Origin of the sequence: Prevotella conceptionensis 9403948, assembly GCF_000312305.1 — a bacterium.
GTDB lineage: Bacteria > Bacteroidota > Bacteroidia > Bacteroidales > Bacteroidaceae > Prevotella > Prevotella conceptionensis.
Genome location: NZ_HE999446.1, coordinates 3,575 through 8,257 on the forward strand (window position 1 = coordinate 3,575; position 4,683 = coordinate 8,257).

At 50.9% G+C, this 4,683-nt stretch carries 3 protein-coding genes and 1 pseudogene; all 4 read left to right on the plus strand.

Annotated elements, in window-relative coordinates; all coding sequences use genetic code 11:
- Window positions 1-716 (plus strand): DUF4832 domain-containing protein (locus tag BN93_RS06295; protein ID WP_019187486.1); only part of this gene is annotated, 716 nt, incomplete at its 5' end.
- A gap of 70 nt (window positions 717-786) precedes the next feature.
- Complete coding sequence (locus BN93_RS06300; RefSeq protein WP_019187487.1) at window positions 787-2,016, plus strand: acyltransferase family protein; 1,230 nt, start codon at window positions 787-789, stop codon at window positions 2,014-2,016.
- Window positions 2,017-2,029: 13 nt separating this feature from the next.
- Complete coding sequence (locus BN93_RS06305; RefSeq protein WP_019187488.1) at window positions 2,030-3,796, plus strand: hypothetical protein; 1,767 nt, start codon at window positions 2,030-2,032, stop codon at window positions 3,794-3,796.
- Window positions 3,797-4,096: 300 nt separating this feature from the next.
- Window positions 4,097-4,683, plus strand: a pseudogene (locus tag BN93_RS18525) (glycoside hydrolase); the annotation flags it as partial.

The following is a 4,683-nucleotide window of genomic DNA, read 5'->3' on the forward strand; positions in this document are numbered from 1 at the left end:
CAGACCAAACAAACATGGGCACATATAGGGATATTGATAAAGATAAGAGCTATATTGCGCAAGATGCACTGTATGTGCCACTTGGAGGCGAGACGGCAGTTCCGCCATCGGGTGTTAAATGGGCTACTGGCAAGGAGGCATGGAATGAAGTTAGCTACCTGCATTGGTCGTTCTTGAACGACGCTTACTATAAGGAACTACTCAAAACGTGGAATACTGGTGGTTATTTCAATAAAATCAAGAAGTTCCTTGGCTATCGTTTAGCCTTGACAAAGATAGAATATTCGGAGCAAAACGCACCTGGAAGCGATCTAACGGTTAACCTCTTGGTAAACAATTACGGTACGGCTTGCATGTACAATCCCCGTTTGGCCATCCTCGTTCTTAGTCCTACTGACGGTGGCAGAGAGTATATTGTATCTACGGGATTGGATTTCCGCATGGTAAAACCAGGTAAACCCACCAACATGCAGACAAAGCTAAAGCTTCCTGAAAACATGCCCGAGGGCAAGTATAAGCTTTTATTGTGGCTCCCCGACAAAGATAAGAAGTTGCAAGAAAATCCTAAATACGCTGTACGACTTGCCAATAACACGACCTGGGGAGAACTAACGGGTTACAACGACCTAAATATCACCCTGAATGTGGCCAAAGACAAGAATGCCAAACCTGGTACTTCAACCCTTGTCTTCTCAAAGAAGGAAAGGCCGTGGTAGACCTTTGAGCAATCGTATGAAGCGAGAAAACCTCTTCTCAACACAACGAGTGTAACCCCCAAACAGGCAAATGACTTATCCAACCCCACCCCTCAACGGCACGCCATCGCCCCATAACAGCGGCGAAGAGCAAGCCCAACAGCCCCCAACGGTAGCCAATGGCAACACGACGACATCGCGTCCGTCGCGCCTTCTGTCGCTCGACCTGCTGCGCGGAATGGACTTGGCCTTCCTTGTTCTGTTCCAACCTATGGTGTATCAGTGGATAGAGGCCTGCCAACCAGCAGCCGGCACATTCGGTGCAGCCGTTTATGGGCAGATAACCCACGTGCCTTGGCAGGGCTTTTGCTTTTGGGACATCATCATGCCCTTATTCATGTTCATGTCGGGCATTACCATCCCCTTCTCCATGAGCAAGTATCGGCGAGGCGAAAGCAAGGCCGGCGCAGGGTTCCTGCTACGTCTGCTCAAGCGATTTGTGGTGCTTTGGCTGCTGGGTATGGTGGTTCAGGGCAACCTGCTTGCCCTCGATGCCCGCCTACTTCACCTTTACAGCAACACGTTGCAGAGCATTGCCGTGGGCTATGTGGTGGTTGCGCTGCTCTTCGTTTACACCTCTTGGCGAACACAACTGGCCGTTGTTGTCGGTTGCATGGTGGCTTACGTGGCCGTGTTTGCCATTTGGGGACGGATGGATTTTACCATCGACGCCAACATTTGCGAAGAGATAGACCGGCAGGTGCTGGGTCGTTGGCGCGACGGAGTAATATGGAACGGCAACCAATGGCAATGGGATGCAACCTACCATTACACTTGGATTCTATCATCGCTTAACTTTGTGGCCACCGTTTACCTGGGTTATCTGGCAGGTGTAGTGCTGCGCACAAGTCAATCTGGCACAAGCAAGCTGCGCATCCTGTTGCTTTCGGGTGTCGGCCTCATTGTTTTGGCCTTCGCGTTAAGTCCTATTGTTCCTATTATCAAGCACATTTGGTCTACCTCGATGACCTTCCTTGCAGGCGGAATCTGTTTCCTGCTCATGGCGGCAGCATACTATTGGGTTGACCTTAAAGGCCATACGCGCGGCCTACTGTGGCTGCGTTTCTACGGAACCAACTCGCTTGTGGCCTACGTGCTGGGCGAATACGTGAGCTTTTCTTCGCTCACCGACTCGTTCTTCTATGGATTCAAGCCCCTGCTTGGCACCTTCTACCCCGTGCTTGGCGCAACCATGCAGGGCATTTTCGTACTCCTCGTGTTGCGATGGATGTACAAATCAAACATATTCGTAAAAGCCTAACTTAAATTATAAAATGATGTTCAAGCCTATTTATTGTGCATTCGTGCTGCCGCTAGCCTTCGCGCTGGTGGGATGTAGCGACAACGACAACGCTATAAGCACGGAGAAAAACGGTCCGAAACCCGCCATGGAACTACAAGTAACGCCCCAGGACGGGCTGCTGTATGGCGACAAGGTGAACGTTTCGGGACTGATGACCGACGAACGAAACCTGGAACAATACGTGATGACCATCACCAACACCGCTGGCGACACGCTCGTGCGCAAACAACAAAGTCTGTTGGGCGACACGTTCCACGTAAATACCGACCTACTTGTGGCCTTGCCCAAGAACGCTAAGGCCGAAAACCTAAAACTACAAGTGCGCCTGAACAACACGCGCGACGGCGAATTGGTGCAAAACTTCGACCTAACCAACGTCTCGGCACCCACGTTCAACACACTATACCTGTTCCTTTCTACGGGCGAAGTGTACCCCCTAACAAAGAACGGCGATGAATTTTCGGCATCCGACGACATCTTCTTCCCGGCCAATGCCAAAGGCATCGTGGCCGCGACACCCGACAATTCGGGTATTTATTGGGGCACGAAAGGCGGCGAAATCACCACGATGGCCAAAGATTCTATCGTGATTGGCGCCGACATTGACGCCTCGTTCAAAGTGTCTTTCAACCCCGTTACCTTCGAATTAACCAAGGGCGAGAAACATTTCTGGGCACCATTGGGCGACACCCAAAACTATTACATCCTCGGAACAATATCAGGTCATTGGAAAGACGGCGAGATAAAAGAACCCAAAACCAAGATGGCCATGAAGGGATTTGGCTACGAAGGCGCACAATACTTTACGTGGACGGCCCCCGAAGGCGAAGACCCCAATGTGGGTATGTGGGGAAGTACCGCACCAGGAACATTCCGTTTGAAACAACCTTCCACAGGAAACTACATCCTTTGGGACGGCAAGAACATCGTGATGAGCAAGACCGACGACAAGAAAAAGAGTTTCCCCGTTACCGATAAAGGGCACTTCACCATCCGCGCCGAGTTCGAAAAGGGAGTCTGCACCACGGTGAAAATAAGCGGCGATGGCAAGTCGCTCACCTTTGCCAACGGCAAAGTAACGGTCAATGGACAAGAGATGCAAGCCGCCATCGCCGTCAATGGACAGAAACTGAACATCAAACCGGGCAACAACTACGTGTACGAAGGGTTGCTCGACATGAAGAAAGGTCAAACCATCTCGGCTCCATTCAGTCTTGCTTCCTTTAAAGGCAGTACCGATTTGTTTGATGGCGTGGGCAACGACACATGGACATTGAAGACCGCCAACGACAAATACTACACGCGTCTCGACCTCTTTAACGGCGAATTCTACGCCTGTCCCACCTCCGCTTATCCCCAATTCATCTACATGGACGGTTGGAGTTTGGCTCCGAGAGAAGATGCAACCGACATCGTTTGGAATGCCGAAAAGGTGATACCTTTGGCTCGCACGAACAAGGGAACATACGAAGGAACGTTCTACAACTTTGGTTGGGGCGGCGATGTTGCCTTCTACGTAACCTATCCGCGCAGCGGAAAATCACTTCGATTGCCCAGTGCAGCCTTCAACACCACGTATGCCAACACAGGAAATGGGCCTGGCAGTTTCAACATCCCCAAGAGCTCTGGTTATTATAAGGTGGTAATCGACCTGAAAGACGGCATCAATATAACGCCCAAAGACGAGGTTGTGCGCAAAGGTACAACACCCTTCACCCTCGAATATGTGGCGAAATAGAAGATAATGCCTCAACCAATCGGCCTCACCCCCTACCACAATCGGCCTCACCCCCTACCCCTCTCCAAGGGGAGAGGGGAGTGAGATGCCTTGTGAATTATAAGGTAAACAGCAAAAGAACCCCAATGTCTTTAAAGCATTTGGCTTAACTCCACTATTAGTTGACAAGTTAACAAGTAGACCAGTTGACAAGAGTGTTGGCCTCCCTGCAACAAAGCATTTGGCTTAACTCCTTAACTCCTTAACTCCTCAACTCCTTAACTCCTCAACTCCTTAACTCCTTAACTCCTTAAAAAGATTATGCACCATCGCACCCTTACCCTCCTCCTTGCCCTCGCTTTCGCTCTTGTTTCACGTACACAACACGCCACAAGCATACCTTCGCTGCCTGGCGAACGCTGGTGGGGCGGAGCCACAGCCTTAGGTTCGAAGATGCCGTTTGGCAAAGACTTGTCCCCGTTCAACCTCTTTAACCGCAACGACAACAACCAAGTGTCGCCCCTACTCGTCTCCAACAAAGGCCGATACGTATGGAGCGACCGCCCATTTACATTCAGCGTGCGCCAAGGCGACCTGCACTTAGACTCGCCCTTCGCACCCATTACCGTCTCAAAAAAGGCGGGGTCAACCCTGCGCGATGCTTACCTCGCAGCCATGCACGCCCACTTTCCACCCAGCGGGAAGTTGCCCGACAGCCTGTTTTTCACCATGCCCCAGTACAACACTTGGATTGAACTGATGTACAACCAAAACCAAAAAGACGTGTTGGCCTACGCCGAAGACATCGTGAAAAACGGATTTCCCCCTGGCATCATCATGATAGACGACAATTGGCAGCGACATTACGGCAACTTTGAGTTTAAACCAGACCGTTTTCCCGACCCCGA

Excerpts from the sequence above, each read along its gene's own strand:
- BN93_RS06300 (WP_019187487.1), top strand. The coding sequence starts at position 787 with ATGACTTATCCAACCCCACCCCTCAACGGCACGCCATCGCCCCATAAC.
- BN93_RS06305 (WP_019187488.1), top strand. The coding sequence starts at position 2,030 with ATGATGTTCAAGCCTATTTATTGTGCATTCGTGCTGCCGCTAGCCTTC.